Raw genomic sequence first — 13,919 nt, 5'->3', positions numbered from 1 at the left:
CGTGATGGCCCGGTCTTTGTGAGTCTCTGTCATTGGTCTGCTCCGCTACCTTGGTTGACGATGGGTTCTCATCATCGCTTATTGTGCCCGCTCGGGGTGTGTTGGAGGAGCGGGGCGGACCATTCCATTACTTTGCAGGCTCATTGCAGGCTCAGAATGCGCCCTCGTCAAGCCAGGTATGAGGGCCTTGAGCGCTGGATGCCTAGACCAGAACGGGTTCCTGACCACCACCTTAAGGCGGGCAGCTTCCGCTAGAATGACGCCAGCATTAACGCTAGCGTCAACGCCTGCTCGAGGCGGCGGACGCCCATTCAACCTGCAGAAGGAACATCGTTCATGACCGCAACCACCTTGCGCCGGCGGCCCAGCCGATTCGGACTCCTCGGCCTGCTTTCCGCGCTGCTCCTGGCCAGCTGCGCCGAAGACCCGATGGGGCCCGAGAACCGGTTCGCGCTCATCGCTTTTGGCCAGTGCAGCTACGCTCAGGCGCTGATGCTTGCCGATCAGGCCATCGCAAAAGGCAATGCCGACAATGTCGAGCGAGGGCTGATGCTGAAGGCCGCGATCCTTCGAGATCGCGGCGATCCCGAGGCCGCTGAGGCGCTTTATCCCGAGATCGACGCGGCTTGGCAAGCGGCCAAAGAGAAGCCACTGTCAGAGAGTCGGCGCCAGCGCGACATCCAGATGTTTATCGACATCGCCCATGCCGAGCGGCATGCAAAAGGCCTAGATCCGTCTTGTCAGGGAAACCCTGATTCATCGCTAGGGACAATTGAGCATTCGGCGTCAGCCAATCGCTGAACCGACGCAACGGCGACAGATTTTTCTTTCAACCGCCGAATCGGCCGTGTATGCTCCCGCCATCGATCATCGCGTTGTGCAAGCCGATGGAGTCCGGGCTGCGCAACCCCGCCCCGCCATCCGCTTAACCTCGCTTTATCGATCCGACGGATGACCTGTTCATCCACTGCTACGGCCGCTTGATTTGCACACTGGTCTGCGGCGGTTCCTTTTTCTACGGTGTGTATTTCCAGAGAGACGAGACTGATGAATATCTACGTTGGCAACCTGGCCTACAGCGTGACCCAAGATGAGCTCCGTGAAGCCTTTGGCGCTTACGGCGAAGTCGAAAGTGCAAACCTGATCATGGATAAGTTCACGGGCGAATCGAAGGGCTTCGGCTTCGTCGAAATGCCTAACAATAGCGAGGCGGACGCCGCCATCAAGGCACTCAATGAGCAGCCAATGAAGGGTCGTCCGATTCGCGTCAACCAGGCCAAGCCACGCGCTGAGCGAAGCGGCGGCGGTGGTGGTCGTCCTGGTGGCGGTGGTGGTCCAGGCGGCGGTCGTCGCTGGTAAGCACTGATCACAGAGCCCACATCCTCAGCTGAGGAGCCGGGCTCGCCGTGATACAAACGGCCGGAACGGGAGCAATCCCGCTCCGGCCGTTTCGCGTTCCAGGCCTGACCGACGAATCGGCAACGCGTCACGCGCAAGGCTGAGGTAGCATTCAGGTTTGTGACCGCAAACCGACTGTACCAGAGAAGATCATGTTGGATAAGAAGCTCCTCGACATCCTCGTCTGCCCCGTGACCAAAGGCCCGCTCATCTACGACAAGGACAACGCGGAATTGGTCGCCGTCGCTGCACGGCTCGCCTACCCGATCCGCGACGGCATCCCGGTGATGCTCGAGGACGAGGCACGCACGCTGAGCGAGGATGAGGCAGAGGCTTGGCGTAAGAAGCGAGCATAAGTAACGGTTCAAGAACAACCTGAACAGGTCGTTAGCTCGATTGGTCGAACCGCTGAGCTTGCTCTACGCTACCTGTGCAGGTCGTGCATCCGGCAGTCCTCTTGGGCGGGTCGATGATCGTGTTCCGCACCCCCTGGATTCATTAGATAGCGCGGCAACGGCGCTGAGGAAGGTACAAGCATGAAGGTGCTGGTTACAGGAAGCGCCGGTTTTATCGGCTCGGCGCTATCGATGCGGTTGCTCGAGCGCGGCGATGAGGTCGTCGGGGTCGACAACCTGAACGATTACTACGATGTCGAGCTCAAGCAAGCGCGCCTAGCGCGGACTCAGGGTCAACCCGGTTTTACCGATCTGCGCCTTGACCTCGAGGACCGCGAGGGGATCGCCCGCGCCTTTGCCGAGCACAAGCCTGAGCGGGTGGTCAACCTTGCCGCCCAAGCCGGCGTGCGCTACTCGATCGAAAACCCGCTCGCCTACGTCGACACCAACCTGGTTGGCTTTGCCCACATCCTCGAGGGCTGCCGGCACCACGGCGTCGAGCATCTGGTCTATGCCTCGAGCAGCTCGGTCTATGGCGCCAATACCAGCATGCCGTTCTCGGTGCACGACAACGTCGATCACCCGCTGAGCCTCTACGCCGCCAGCAAGAAGGCCAATGAGCTGATGGCGCACACCTATAGCCATCTCTATCGGCTACCGACCACCGGACTGCGCTTCTTTACCGTCTATGGCCCTTGGGGCCGACCGGATATGGCGTTGTTCAAGTTCACCCGGGCGATCCTTGCCGGCGAGCCGATCGAGGTCTTCAACTACGGCAAGCACCGGCGCGATTTCACCTATGTCGACGATATCGTCGAAGGCGTGATCCGCGTGCTCGATCGCTTGCCGGAGCCAAATCCGAGCTGGAGTGGCGCTGAGCCCGATTCGGCCAGCAGCAGCGCGCCCTACCGGCTCTACAACATCGGTAATAACAGCCCGGTGGAACTGATGCACTACATCGAGACCTTAGAACAGTGTCTCGGGCGCACCGCCGAGAAGCAGCTGCTACCGCTGCAACCAGGCGATGTGCCGGATACCTACGCCGATGTCACTGACTTGGTCGAAGATCTCGGCTATCGACCCGCCACCAGCGTTGAAACCGGCGTTGCGCGCTTTGTCGACTGGTATCGGGCGTATTACCAGCTCTAACGTTTATGGCGCGTTGCGCCCCCCGACAATGACCTAATCGCCGCACCCCTAGGCCTCACAACGATCTCAGCTCGGACGCTGTGGTCAAAGCCTGTCGGGCGTCGGGCTGGCCGTGACAGCCCTCAATCCCAGGGTGGGCGATCTTCGGTCTCGGCGACCCCTGAAGCCTGATCCGATACCGCAGCCGGCGCGGAGCTTGAGCCAGGCTCAACCTGAGACGCCGGCATCGGCTCGCTCGGCCTCTGGACATCCGCCCCGAGCATTCCCGCTGGAGCGGCAATGGGCATCTCGGACAACACCTCGAACTCCTCGCAAAGCCGCGCCAGCACCGCGCGCAGCTCGAGCGAGAGCAGCGCCAGCTCGGCATCTAAGAGCGCGCCGTCATCATCGGCATCGCCGGTGTCGAGCTCATTCGTCACCTCGTCGGCAAAGCGCAGGCGCTTGAGGCTCAGATCCTCACCCAGCAGCAGCGAAAGTCGCTCCTTCCAGTTGATACCAATGCTCACCGCGCGCTTGCCAGTGTCCAGATGATTGCGAATCTCCGGCGCGCTCAGATCCTGCCCCCGGCAACGCACCGTCGAGCGTGCATCCTCGGCATCCTGCAGCACACAAGAATCTTCCAGCTCAATGCCCTCGGCGGCCTTGCCTGAGCGAATCCAATTACTCAGCCGCTCAGCGGCGATGACCTGCGGCTCCAGCGGCTTGACCGGGAAGCTGCCCAGGCTCTCGCGGAGCAACGCCAGCAGTTCTTCAGCCGCCTTGTCGCTGCCGGCGTCAATCACCACCCAGCCGTCAGCAGCATCGATATAGGCGCGCACTAGGCGCGAGCGGGTAAAGGCCTTCGGCAGCATCTCGGCCAGCAGCTCCTCGCGTAGCTGTGTGCGCTCGCGCCGGGCCACCTCGCGCATCTCGGCTTGCTCGATCTCAGCGACACGCTCGGCCACAGCCTCAGTCACCACTGAGCCCGGCAGCAGCCGCTCTTGCCGACGCATGGCGACCAGATGCACCTGGCCGACCGTATGCACCAGCATCTCGGCCTTCGGCCCCAGCGGCGCGGTCCAGCCCATGGTCGCCGTCTCGACCGGACCACAGGGGCGGAAGCGGCGCTCACCCAACTGCGCATGCAGGCCCATCTGATCCAGCTCGAACGGCACCTGCAGCCGATACACCTTGGCGTTCTTGAACACAGCCGAACCTCCGCAAAAAGCCCGGCATTATGAACCTCGCCGCGTTCCGCGCAAGTGATTTCGAGAAAGGACCCAACTGATGCGGTCCACACCCGCCGGTGGCTAGGCCCGCGGCAACTGCGACGGACGATGATTCAACTCAAGATGGCAACTCGCTGGCCGGATCATCGCCTGCGGGATCGGCGGATGCCTGACTCAACGCAGCTCGGAACGCACGCATCGCCGCCGAGGTGGTGTCATCGCCGTCGAGAAAACGCTCAAGCAGCCTCAGATCGAGATCGGGCAGGATCTCGCTGGTTGTCACCGGCCAATACTGCTCATCGCGCCAAACATAGGGCGTCAATCGCGCGCGCTGCCAGATCCACACCTCCGCAACACCAAGCCGGTGATACAGAGCGAGCTTGTCGATCCCGCCCGAGGTCCAGATCACCTCGATGGCGAGATGGGGCCGCTCAAGCGAGCTGTCGGTGCCAAAGATGTAGCACTCGTCTGGCTCCAGGCCCGCCTCTTTGGCCGCTTCCTTGAGCGTCCAGCTGCCAAGGGTGGTGAAATCGATATCGCGCTCCTGGCAATAGACCTCGACGAGGCGACCGATGAGCGATTTGATCCGTTCATGATGCGAGGATGGACTCATGATCTCGATGATTCCCCGGTCATAGGCGATTCTCGGCGCGGACCTTTCGCCACGCATGGCCAGAACGCGCTCGAAATCGTCCCAGCTGGCCTGCCGCAAGACAACGCGGTGGTCCTCGATCGCGGCATCAGCCAGCAGGTCGGCGGGAATCGCGACATGCGCAACCCGAGTCTTGACCGGCGGCTGCGGAATCATTGGTCGGACATGCACTGACATGGCTGATCACCCTTGACGCTGTTGGCTACAACAAACACAGCTTAGCCGCTCGTCCGGCATCCATGCCACTCGCGCTTGCCCTCAGACCAAAGCCGTCGGACGCACCCTCACCCGACCTGCGCCAAACGCCCCTGGCTCGGTCTCGAACACCCCAGCGCAGCGAGTGCCGCAACGCTCACAGGCTCCCTCAGCGGTCAAGCCCCAGCGCCCGAGTCGGTACCAATCGCGCTCGATCAGCAGATGCCCACAGGCATGGCACCAGGTACTGTTGCCCTCGTCGTCATGCACATTTCCGGTGTAGGCATGGCGCACGCCCTGCTCGCGCGCGATTCGCCGCGCGCGGGTCAGTGTTGCTGCTGGCGTCGGCGGCACATCGAGCATCTTGTAGGCCGGATGGAAGGCGCTGAAATGCATCGGCACATCCGGCCCCAGATGCTCGACCACCCAGGCCGCCATTTGCGCCAGCTCGGCATCACTGTCGTTCTCGCCCGGGATCAGCAGCGTCGTCAGTTCGAGCCAGACGTCGGTTTCCTGATGTAGATACTCCAGGGTCTCCAACACCGGGCCAAGCCGGGCGCTGCAGAGGCGCTTGTAGAAGTCGTCGGTGAATCCCTTCAGATCGATATTGGCAGCGTCCATCTCAGCGAAGAAGGTCTCGCGTGCGCCGGGACTGATGTAGCCGGCGGTGACGGCGACGTTGCGAAGGCCCTGCTCGCGGCAGGCGTGAGCGGTATCACAGGCGTACTCGAGGAAGATGACCGGATCATTGTAGGTGTAGGCGACGCTGCGGCAGCCGTGCTTGAACGCGGCATCCGCGATCTGCTGCGGCGATGCTTCCTCAGCGAGCAGATCCATCTCGCGGGATTTGCTCATATCCCAGTTCTGGCAGAAGCGACAGGTCAGGTTGCATCCGGCGGTGCCGAACGAGAGCACCGAGGTGCCGGGCAGGAAGTGGTTGAGCGGCTTCTTCTCGACCGGGTCGATACAGAAACCGCTGGCACGACCATAGGCATAGAGCAGGATCTCATCGCCCTCGCGACCTCGCACGAAACAAAGTCCGCGCTGCCCCTCATGGAGCGCACAGGCGCGTGGACAGACATCGCATTGAATCCGTCCGTCATCCAGCTGATGATAGAACTGCGTGGGATAGCCACGGGCTTGACTACGTTGTAAGCCCTGTGTGTCAGCTGTCGACTTGAACATGATGCGCCTCCATCGTTTGCCTGAAGCCTCGCGCTTTCTTGACTAAAATTGTAGTAGGCATGTCGGTAAGATCGAGTTGCACGAGGTCTACTATGAAGATGATGCGAAACGTACAAGCGCCGGCCGTCGCCGGCCTCTTCTACACCGCTGATCCACAACAGCTGAGCGCCGAGGTGCGGGGGTTTGTCGCCGAGGGCGTTGCCCGGGCCGGCGGTAAACCGCTGCCACGCGCTAAGGCGCTCATCGTGCCGCATGCAGGCTATATCTATTCAGGCTCCATCGCCGGCAGCGCCTACGCGGCCATCGCCGAGCAGGCCGAGCAGATCGAGCGCGTGCTGATCCTGGGGCCACCGCATCGGTTCCCGGTGCGAGGGCTCGCCACCAGCAGTGCCGATGCCTTCGAGACCCCGCTCGGCCGCGTACCGGTCGATCAGGAAGCAATCGAGCGTCTGCTCGCCGATTACCCGCAGGTTCAGCGTCTCGACCTGGCCTTCGACGGTGAGCACTGCATCGAGGTACAGCTGCCCTTCCTGCAGGTTCTGCTCGATCGCTTTCGCATCGTTCCGCTGCTGGTCGGCAGCAGCCAGCCACAGCAGGTCGCTGAGGTGCTGGAGCCGTTCTGGAGCCAGGATGATAGCCTGATCCTGATCAGCTCCGATCTCAGTCATTACCTGGATTATGCATCGGGGCAGGCCCTCGATGCGCGCACCTCAGAGGCCATCTTGAGCCTAGCATCGGAGCGAATCGGCCCAGAACAGGCCTGCGGGCGCAACGCCATTGCCGGCCTGCTGCAGTTGGCCAAGGCGCACCATGCTCAGGCACGGCTGCTCGACCTACGCAGCTCGGGCGATACCGCTGGACCACGCGATCGCGTGGTAGGCTATGGCGCCTATGAGCTCGCTTGATCCGCCGCCCCCATCCCCGCCGCCCCTCGAATCATCACTTGATCCGAGCGCGCGGCAGCGCCTGCTCGAGATCGCTCGGCTGTCGATTCGACAGGGCCTCGAGCAGGGGCATGCGCTGCAGCTGATCGCCGCGCAGGAAGCGCCAGCCCTTCAGGCCGAGCGCGCAAGCTTCGTCACACTTGAGCGCCAGGGCCGACTGCGCGGCTGCATTGGTCACCTGGAAGCAGTCACCGCCCTCGCCTGCGACGTCGCCGAGAACGCCTATGCCGCCGCCTTCCGCGATCCACGCTTCGCGCCGCTCTCCGCGCAGGAGCTCAACGACCTTGATGTCCACATCTCGGTGCTGACGCCCTCGCAGCCGCTCACGTTCAGCAACGAGGCCGAGCTGCTCGCGGCGATCGAGCCTGGTGTCGATGGGCTGATCCTCAGTGAAGGCCACCGGCGCGGGACCTTCCTGCCATCGGTCTGGGAGCAGTTGCCAACCCGGGAGGAGTTTCTCAGCCATCTGAAACAGAAGGCAGGGTTAGCGCCGGATCATTGGTCGCCGCAGATCCAGGTGGCACGCTACCGCACCGAATCCTTTGGCGACTGATCGCACCCCGTCCATCCGCGCATCATCGTGAACGAGATCCCGCTGTCCGTCCTCTTCGCCTCGCTCGGCGTGCTCTTGCTGCTGTCCGGCTTCTTCTCCGGCTCCGAGACCGCGTTGATGACGCTGAACCGCTACCGGCTGCGCCATCAGGCCGAGCAAGGCAAGCGCGGCGCCATCCTCGCCCAGCGTCTGCTCGACCGACCCGATCGGCTGATCGGCCTGATCCTGCTTGGCAACAACTTCGTCAACATCCTCGCCTCCTCACTCGCCACGGTGATCGCGCTGCGCCTCGGCGGCGAAGGCGCGATTGCCGCCGCTGCGGGTCTGCTGACGCTGATCATCCTAATCTTCTCCGAGGTCACCCCCAAGACCCTCGCCGCGTTGCATCCAGAGCGTATCGCCTATCCGGCCGCGTACATCTACGTCCCCTTGCTGAAGCTGCTCTACCCGATCGTCGCCGCCGTCAATCTGATAACCAACGGCCTACTCGGCCTGATGGGCGTGCGGCCGCAGTCCGGCCAGGGCCAGGCCCTCAGCCGCGAGGAGCTGCGCACCGTGGTCATCGAGGCCGGGGCGATGATTCCGCAGCAGAGCCGCGACATGCTGATCGCAATCCTGGATCTGGAGAACGCCACGGTCGAGGAGATCATGATCCCGCGCAACGAGGTCCAGGGCATCGATCTGCAAGACTCGCCCGACGAGATCATCGCCGCCATCCGCCGCGCCAATTACACCCTGCTTCCACTCTTCGACGGCAACTTCGATAACGTCATCGGCCTGATCCACTCGCGCACGGCCATGCACGTGCTGCTCGAGCACGGCTTCGGCCACGGCCAGTTGGATAAGGACGACCTCCGATCGATCGCCCGCGAACCCTACTTCGTGCCCGAGGGGACTCACCTCTACCAGCAGCTGGTCAACTTCCAGCGCGCCCGTCAACGGGTTGGCCTGGTCGTTGATGAATATGGCGATTTCCAAGGGTTGATCACCCTCGCTGACCTCCTAGAAGAGATCGTCGGCGAATTCACCACCGACCCGGCCGATGCCTATCCGGACATCCACCGCACTGACGATGGTAGCCTGCTGATCGACTGCACCATCACCATCCGTGAGCTGAATCGGGCCATGCGCTGGGCACTGCCAACGCATGGCCCGAAAACGCTGAATGGCCTCATCATCGACTATTTAGAGACTATCCCGGAGCAGGGTACGAGTCTCAAGCTGCGCGGCTATCCGCTCGAGATCATCCAAGCCGATGACACCGCCGTCAAGACTGTCCGCTATCGCAAGCTCACGACATCCTAACGCTCATGGCGAACGCTTATGGCGAATGCGCATGGCAAACGCGTATGTCGCGACGCACACCAAAAAATGAATCGCGTGAGATTCACGTTAACAGTCAGGTGTTCAGGAACCCAGATGTTAAAGTTTCAAAACAGCCTTATGTCGCCAATGTTGTTGACGTTATCGCTGACGATCTTGCTGACATTAGTCCTGCTTGCAGGATGCGGAAGAGAGCCGCAGTGTCAACAAGATAGCGACTGCCCTGCTGCTGGCGACTGTTTCGAAAGCATGTGTGATGCAGGAATCTGCAAAGCAACCATCATTGCTCATTGCTGCGGGAATGGTATTTGCGAAGACACAGTCAAGCCCCGTGCTGAGCTCCGCGTCGAGCCCATACTCGAAAACAACCTATCGGACAATCTATCCGACGAAGCAGACGCCGCACCCGATGACGAAGATGCTACGCCAGACGACGAAGACATCACGCCCAACACGCTTTTAGAACTCACTTCAGAGGCCGCAGCAGAACGCTCACCAATTGAAAACAAATGCACTTGCCCAGAAGATTGCGGCGAGTGCGAACGGAATATCTCTTATACTTCGGAAAACGGTGATACCGTCATCGCCCAGTTTATCAAGATGCTCTGCACCGAATTAAGAATGTGCGAGCCCTCCTACAGGAAAGAAGATCAGGTCTTCCGCAGTGAATTTCGCGAAACCGAACTCGACGGGATACTGTTCAACAGTATCATCACTTATCCTAACCCAATCGTTACCAACAAGGATCGGGTCGTTGTCGAAATTGAGCTCGTCGAGATCACTGACCCACGGATCGTGCTCCCAATCAACATCACCAGCGCAATGATCCTCGAGGGTACCGGCCTGTTTGGCCAAAACCTCAACCGTTACTCGCTTGATGCGCCTGAGCAGCGGGTTCAGATAGCAATCCCTATCACTCAGTCGGGGAACCAACCAGAAGAAAATCACCAACTCTCCGTTCGTCTCAGCTTGGAATATATTTATCTGCATGAGAAGCAAGTGATCAGCGATGGGCTTTTGGCTTATGATCTCTATGGACGTCCGGTTATGCAGATCGTCAGAGACAATGTCCTCAAGCCGAACCTGGCGATCGGCCTCGAGCAAAGCATGACCGTGATTGATTTGACAGCAGCCGCGCGTCAATCAACACCATGAAAACGCAGTACCGGGAGCTGCCCATTGAGCCGTCTTTGAGCCGCCCACTCCGGAAGCTCAGGAGGCTCGCTCAAGGCGTTTTTGAACAGGGCACCGGTCCATACTTTGCGCAACCAGCCTTATCCAGAACCGGGGTCATGAACATGGCATCGTACCAACCAACCTTTTTGCCACAGATGTGATAGAGGCTCACTGACGTTGTCTGGCCTTGAAAGAAAAAGATGACACCGGCCGCCAGGACGACGAGGACAACAACTAGAGGTAACAGCGCCAGAAGTCTCACCACATGTTCTCCCTTAGTAACTCATCTCGTAACACATCTCGTTACACATCAATGCAGCCGCATCGGCTGACCGCCCAGTTGATCGATGATCTGCGTCACTGCGGCGATCTGCTCGGCATCGTCGGAGACCTCGACAAAACGCCGCAGATCACCCAGCGCCGCCGGCGCATAGTCGAGATCGCGGTACAGCAGCCCGCGCTCGCGTAACTCACCAGGCAGATCGGGGGCCAGGGTCAAGGCGGCCGTGAGGGCCGACAGTTGATTGATGTGCTCACCGCGATCACGATAGATACCGATCAGATTGCGCAGCATCCGCACCAGGATCTCGCGCTTGGTGGCGGGCCACAGCAGCGCCGGATGGCTGCGGATGTTGAGTGTGCCGCGCCCGTAGAGGTCCGCCAAGCGCTGATCGAGCTCATCCTCGGGCAAGGCGACGCCACCGGCGTAGACGTCCAGCATCAGCGCCGTATCACCGCGGCCGATACGGACCAGGAAATGCCCCGGAAACCCCACCCCATAGGCCGGCAGGCCCAGCCGCGCGGCGATCTCGATGTAGATCACCGAGAGGCTGATCGGAATGCCCAGCCGTCGCTCCAGCACCTGATCAAGAAAGCTGTTGCGCGGATCGTAGAAGTCGTCTTGATTGCCCGTGAAGCGCAGCTCATCGAACAGAAAGCCGTTCAAGGCTCGCACCTTGTCGAACAGATCCGCCTCAGGCGCCACCTGAGTCGCCGCTCGCGCAGCCAGCGCTTCAAGGCTCTGCAGCGTCTCGCTCGGCGCTAGCCCGGGTTGAAACAAGCCGCTCACCGCAAGTGCTGCGGTGGCCAGATCGATGCTGTCATCAGGTTGTTGCGCGAGTTGCGAAAAGCGCTGTTGTGCCTCTGTCATCGAACATCCTCCTCGCCTTGGGCTGCCGATCGCTGCCGGGTCTCCAGCAGCTGTTTCAGCGCCTAGGATACAGGAGACCGCTCGAAGACCCGAGCTTCGATAGAATGCGGTCCTCCGCCCCCACAACCAATCCCTGACGAGAGCCCAATGCCGTCCAATCCGATTCGCGGCGCCGCCTTTATGCTCGAAGGCCTGCGTTTGATCCTGCGCCCAGGCCTCAGACGTTTCGTCGTCATTCCGCTGCTGGTCAACATCGGCGTCTTCAGCGCGGCCATCTGGTATGGCATCCATCGCTTCGAGGATGCGCTCGGCTGGATGGAGCAACAACTGCCGAGCTGGCTGCACTGGCTTGATTGGCTGCTCTGGCCGGTCTTCGTGCTGGCCCTGCTGATCATCGTGTTCTATAGCTTCACGCTGGTCGCCAATCTGATCGCCTCGCCGTTCAACGGCATCCTCGCCGAGAAGGCAGAAGCCATGTTGACCGGGCGCTCGCTCAATGAGCCGATCGACTACGCCAAGCTCCTCAAGGAACTGCCGGTCATCCTCTGGGACGAGGTGAAGAAGATCCTCTATGCGCTGATCTGGACCATACCGTTCTTGATCCTGGCCCTGGTGGTGCCGGTCATCGGCCCGCTGATCTGGTTCCTGTTCACGGCCTGGATGCTGGCGGTGCAGTACAGCGACTTCCCGATGGGCAACCACGGCCTGCTGTTCCGCGAGCAGCGCGCCCGACTGCGTCAGCGCCGCGTCATCGCACTCGGCTTCGGCTCCGTCGCTGCAGCGCTGACCATGATCCCGGTGCTGAACTTCATCGTCATGCCCGCCGCCGTTGCCGGCGCAACGGTGATGTGGGTCAGAGCGTTCAAGGACAACAATGGCTCCTGACCCTACAGAAACAGCCCACAAAGACAGCCTTCGCCAACAGCCTTCGCATGGACTTCCATTAAACCGCAATCACAGACGCTGCTGAGCTGATGCATCACCCCCGGGACCGCGCCAGCGAGGGAGGCCCGACGCGCTTTGCCATCCTCTTACTAAGCCTGCTACTGCTAACAACGGCAAGCAGCTTGGTACCCTTGGCCATCGGCGCGCTGGTTGGAAACCTGGCAGCCTCAGCAGTGCTCTTGGCGGGGCTGTTCTCGATGTACCATCGGCGTGGGCTGCTGCTGGTTGGCATGCTGCTGCTGACACCGGCGCTGGCCACGCGTTGGGTCTTCTTTTGGCTCGAGACCCCGGCCCTGGCCCCAATCTCGCTCGCGTTCTGGCTGTTGTTCACGTCCTACAACGCCGGCGCGCTCTTCGTCTTCATTCAGCGCCGCGGTACACCGACCAACGACACCATCTATGGCGGTGTCTGCGTCTACGTGCTCATGGGCTACTGCTTCGGCGCTGGCTTCGCGCTGCTCGAGACGCTGAATCCAGGATCGTTCAATTTCGTCAATGGCACCCCTGAGAGCCCGTTGGCGCTCGAGTTCCAAATGGCCTACTTCAGCCTTGTCACGCTCAGTACGCTCGGCTACGGCGATATCACGCCGCTATCGCCCGTGGCCCGGTCGCTGGCCATGGTTGAGGCGGTGGTCGGGCCGATGTTCGTCGCCGTGTTCCTGGCCCGATTGGTGGGCGTGCGCACTGCAAAAGACTGAAATCAGCGTGATGACACCTCACGAACGACCTATTGCTTTACTCAGCCTCTTTCGGCACATCCCAGTCGGCCAGACGCGCCTCGCCGATCTGGTAGAACTGCCTAACAAGCTTCACGTACTCTAGGAGATGGTGAGGCGCACTGGCAGCAAGTGGAGCCCTCGATGGATCGGCTTGCCGAGCTGCTGGCACCCGAGGACACCCGCGATGTCATTTCAGCCGTTGTTGAGTTGGACCTCGTCGCCCGGCCTGCCGCCCGCGTAGTAGCAGAGCTGGGCGTCTACTACACCCTGTCCGGCAATGAGGACGAGGAGCCCGTTGCCGATACGGACGCGGCGGAAGAATTCGAGACACCGGCAACACCTGTCTGGCGCAGTAAGCGTCAGCAAAAACGCACAGTCCAGAGGCGGTTTCTGGGCTGCCTCCTCGGTGGTGCAGTCGGCGATGCGCTGGGCGCACCGGTTGAGTTCATGAAGCGCGCCGAGATTCTCCGTCGCTTCGGCCCGAAGGGAATCACCCAGTACGCACCGGGCAACACCTGCCTATCGGCCCTGCGGGCGATGAACTCCCTTGGGGAGCCGGCCCGCAACGACCGCAAGGGCTGCGGCGGCGTCATGCGGGTTGCGCCGGTCGGTCTATTCGCCTGGCGCCTGCGTCAATATGAATCTCCCCAAGACACCTTCCGACTGGGTACCGAGTTAGCTGCGCTGACCCATGGGCACCCGACCGGAGCCCTGACCGGTGGTGTGCTGGCAGTGCTAATCTTGGCGCTGACCGATGGCGCGTCGCTGCGCGAGGCATTAGCCGCAGCCAAACCCCTCCTACGAGCCGAGCCCGACCACGAAGAGACGCTGCGTGCAATCGAGATGGCTGAGGAGTTAGCCGATTTCGGTCTTGCGCACCGCGAAAGATTGATCAGCAGTTGTCGATGATCTGGCTGCCGTTCAACA

15 protein-coding genes are annotated in these 13,919 nt (G+C 61.3%); 11 read left to right on the top strand and 4 right to left on the bottom strand.

Annotation, left to right across the window (positions count from 1 at the left end):
• Nucleotides 1–336: 336 nt before the first annotated feature.
• The 4 genes from CKO42_RS15140 (at nt 337) to CKO42_RS15125 (ending at nt 2,942) form a co-directional block, all read left to right on the top strand.
• On the top strand, nt 337–801 hold the full coding sequence (locus CKO42_RS15140) for a hypothetical protein (RefSeq protein WP_200245721.1): 465 nt from the start codon (nt 337–339) through the stop codon (nt 799–801).
• Nucleotides 802–1,047: 246 nt separating this feature from the next.
• Nucleotides 1,048–1,359 (top strand): RNA recognition motif domain-containing protein, encoded by a 312-nt coding sequence (locus CKO42_RS15135; protein WP_200245719.1) that lies wholly within the window; start codon nt 1,048–1,050, stop codon nt 1,357–1,359.
• A gap of 194 nt (nt 1,360–1,553) precedes the next feature.
• Entirely contained in the window at nt 1,554–1,754 is a 201-nt protein-coding gene (locus tag CKO42_RS15130) for a Trm112 family protein (RefSeq protein ID WP_200245769.1), read from the top strand.
• 180 nt (nt 1,755–1,934) lie between these two features.
• The gene (locus CKO42_RS15125; RefSeq protein ID WP_200245717.1) at nt 1,935–2,942 is read left to right on the top strand and encodes an NAD-dependent epimerase; all 1,008 of its coding nucleotides are present in this window, start codon (nt 1,935–1,937) and stop codon (nt 2,940–2,942) included.
• Between the two features lie 122 nt (nt 2,943–3,064).
• Here CKO42_RS15125 and CKO42_RS15120 read toward each other — a convergent pair whose 3' ends face one another.
• The 3 genes from CKO42_RS15120 to amrS all read right to left on the bottom strand — a co-directional run bounded on the left by CKO42_RS15120 (nt 3,065) and on the right by amrS (nt 6,182).
• A complete protein-coding gene (locus CKO42_RS15120; RefSeq protein WP_200245715.1) occupies nt 3,065–4,129 on the bottom strand; it encodes a recombination-associated protein RdgC in 1,065 nt (354 codons plus the stop codon).
• Nucleotides 4,130–4,268: 139 nt separating this feature from the next.
• A complete protein-coding gene (locus tag CKO42_RS15115) occupies nt 4,269–4,958 on the bottom strand; it encodes a Uma2 family endonuclease (RefSeq protein ID WP_200245713.1) in 690 nt (229 codons plus the stop codon).
• Nucleotides 4,959–5,060: 102 nt separating this feature from the next.
• Nucleotides 5,061–6,182, bottom strand: coding sequence for an AmmeMemoRadiSam system radical SAM enzyme (gene amrS, locus CKO42_RS15110; protein ID WP_200245711.1), 1,122 nt, complete (start codon nt 6,180–6,182; stop codon nt 5,061–5,063).
• Between the two features lie 92 nt (nt 6,183–6,274).
• Here amrS and amrB point away from each other — a divergent pair, with 92 nt between their 5' ends.
• The 4 genes from amrB to CKO42_RS15090 all read left to right on the top strand — a co-directional run bounded on the left by amrB (nt 6,275) and on the right by CKO42_RS15090 (nt 10,157).
• Nucleotides 6,275–7,087: an AmmeMemoRadiSam system protein B gene (gene amrB, locus CKO42_RS15105; protein ID WP_338034928.1), complete on the top strand. Its 813-nt coding sequence runs from the start codon at nt 6,275–6,277 to the stop codon at nt 7,085–7,087.
• Nucleotides 7,074–7,679 carry an AmmeMemoRadiSam system protein A gene (gene amrA, locus CKO42_RS15100; RefSeq protein WP_200245709.1) on the top strand — a complete coding sequence of 202 codons (606 nt, stop codon included), beginning with the start codon at nt 7,074–7,076 and terminating at the stop codon, nt 7,677–7,679. The genes amrB and amrA overlap by 14 nt, the downstream gene beginning before the upstream one ends.
• A gap of 27 nt (nt 7,680–7,706) precedes the next feature.
• Entirely contained in the window at nt 7,707–8,984 is a 1,278-nt protein-coding gene (locus tag CKO42_RS15095) for an HlyC/CorC family transporter (protein ID WP_200245707.1), read from the top strand.
• A gap of 114 nt (nt 8,985–9,098) precedes the next feature.
• Nucleotides 9,099–10,157 carry a hypothetical protein gene (locus CKO42_RS15090; RefSeq protein ID WP_200245705.1) on the top strand — a complete coding sequence of 353 codons (1,059 nt, stop codon included), beginning with the start codon at nt 9,099–9,101 and terminating at the stop codon, nt 10,155–10,157.
• Nucleotides 10,158–10,488: 331 nt separating this feature from the next.
• Here the strand turns inward: CKO42_RS15090 and CKO42_RS15085 are convergent, their stop codons facing one another.
• Entirely contained in the window at nt 10,489–11,328 is an 840-nt protein-coding gene (locus CKO42_RS15085; protein WP_200245703.1) for a SirB1 family protein, read from the bottom strand.
• Nucleotides 11,329–11,475: 147 nt separating this feature from the next.
• Here CKO42_RS15085 and cysZ point away from each other — a divergent pair, with 147 nt between their 5' ends.
• The 3 genes from cysZ to CKO42_RS15070 all read left to right on the top strand — a co-directional run bounded on the left by cysZ (nt 11,476) and on the right by CKO42_RS15070 (nt 13,901).
• Nucleotides 11,476–12,213 carry a sulfate transporter CysZ gene (cysZ, locus tag CKO42_RS15080; RefSeq protein ID WP_200245701.1) on the top strand — a complete coding sequence of 246 codons (738 nt, stop codon included), beginning with the start codon at nt 11,476–11,478 and terminating at the stop codon, nt 12,211–12,213.
• Nucleotides 12,214–12,302: 89 nt separating this feature from the next.
• Nucleotides 12,303–12,971: a potassium channel family protein gene (locus tag CKO42_RS15075; protein ID WP_200245699.1), complete on the top strand. Its 669-nt coding sequence runs from the start codon at nt 12,303–12,305 to the stop codon at nt 12,969–12,971.
• A gap of 162 nt (nt 12,972–13,133) precedes the next feature.
• Nucleotides 13,134–13,901: an ADP-ribosylglycohydrolase family protein gene (locus CKO42_RS15070; RefSeq protein WP_200245697.1), complete on the top strand. Its 768-nt coding sequence runs from the start codon at nt 13,134–13,136 to the stop codon at nt 13,899–13,901.
• The last annotated feature ends 18 nt before the right edge of the window (nt 13,902–13,919 follow it).

The organism is Lamprobacter modestohalophilus (assembly GCF_016583905.1).
Taxonomy (GTDB): domain Bacteria; phylum Pseudomonadota; class Gammaproteobacteria; order Chromatiales; family Chromatiaceae; genus Lamprobacter; species Lamprobacter modestohalophilus.
The sequence above is the reverse complement of the archived record's forward strand: the minus strand, read 5'-3'. Positions and strand labels throughout refer to the sequence as shown.

Coding starts and splice junctions, on each gene's coding strand:
- CKO42_RS15140 (WP_200245721.1), top strand. CDS start 337: ATGACCGCAACCACCTTGCGCCGGCGGCCCAGCCGATTCGGACTCCTC.
- CKO42_RS15135 (WP_200245719.1), top strand. CDS start 1,048: ATGAATATCTACGTTGGCAACCTGGCCTACAGCGTGACCCAAGATGAG.
- CKO42_RS15125 (WP_200245717.1), top strand. CDS start 1,935: ATGAAGGTGCTGGTTACAGGAAGCGCCGGTTTTATCGGCTCGGCGCTA.
- CKO42_RS15115 (WP_200245713.1), bottom strand. CDS start 4,958: ATGATTCCGCAGCCGCCGGTCAAGACTCGGGTTGCGCATGTCGCGATT.
- amrS (WP_200245711.1), bottom strand. CDS start 6,182: ATGTTCAAGTCGACAGCTGACACACAGGGCTTACAACGTAGTCAAGCC.
- amrB (WP_338034928.1), top strand. CDS start 6,275: ATGAAGATGATGCGAAACGTACAAGCGCCGGCCGTCGCCGGCCTCTTC.
- amrA (WP_200245709.1), top strand. CDS start 7,074: ATGAGCTCGCTTGATCCGCCGCCCCCATCCCCGCCGCCCCTCGAATCA.
- CKO42_RS15090 (WP_200245705.1), top strand. CDS start 9,099: ATGTTAAAGTTTCAAAACAGCCTTATGTCGCCAATGTTGTTGACGTTA.
- CKO42_RS15085 (WP_200245703.1), bottom strand. CDS start 11,328: ATGACAGAGGCACAACAGCGCTTTTCGCAACTCGCGCAACAACCTGAT.
- cysZ (WP_200245701.1), top strand. CDS start 11,476: ATGCCGTCCAATCCGATTCGCGGCGCCGCCTTTATGCTCGAAGGCCTG.
- CKO42_RS15075 (WP_200245699.1), top strand. CDS start 12,303: ATGCATCACCCCCGGGACCGCGCCAGCGAGGGAGGCCCGACGCGCTTT.
- CKO42_RS15070 (WP_200245697.1), top strand. CDS start 13,134: ATGGATCGGCTTGCCGAGCTGCTGGCACCCGAGGACACCCGCGATGTC.